General features: G+C 42.3%; 1 protein-coding gene. It reads left to right on the top strand.

Annotation, left to right across the window (positions count from 1 at the left end; translation table 11 throughout):
• Positions 1–475 (top strand): hypothetical protein (locus tag H5R64_RS00960; RefSeq protein ID WP_182582553.1); only part of this gene is annotated, 475 nt, incomplete at both ends.

The following is a 475-nucleotide window of genomic DNA, read 5'->3' as shown; positions in this document are numbered from 1 at the left end:
ATCGACTAGTGTTAGTGATAGTACCAGCCGTTCCTTGAGTACGAGCTTGAGCAATAGTGTTTCAACTTCTGATTCCGTAAGTACTTCAGCTTCAACTAGCTTGAGTGCAAGTCAATCAGCATCCTTAAGTGCTAGTTCAAGCGTTTCAGCTTCACTCAGTACAAGCGCCTCGGCAAGCTTGAGTACATCGCTTTCTGACAGCCGTTCTCTAAGTACAAGTTTGAGTGATAGTGCTTCAACTTCACAATCATTAAGTTCCAGTGCATTAACTTCGACTTCAATTAAGGACAGTGAAGAGGCTTCAACTAGTGTTAGTGTGAGTGCTTCAACTAGTACTTCACTTAGCCAGAGTACTTTAACTTCGGACAGCTTAAGTACTTCACTATCAACTAGTCAAAGTACAAGCGCCTCTGCAAGTTTGAGTACATCGTTATCTGATAGTCGCTCCCTGAGCACTAGTTTAAGTGATAGTGAA

Origin of the sequence: Limosilactobacillus fastidiosus, from assembly GCF_014145505.1 — a bacterium.
GTDB lineage: Bacteria > Bacillota > Bacilli > Lactobacillales > Lactobacillaceae > Limosilactobacillus > Limosilactobacillus fastidiosus.
The sequence above is the reverse complement of the archived record's forward strand: the minus strand, read 5'-3'. Positions and strand labels throughout refer to the sequence as shown.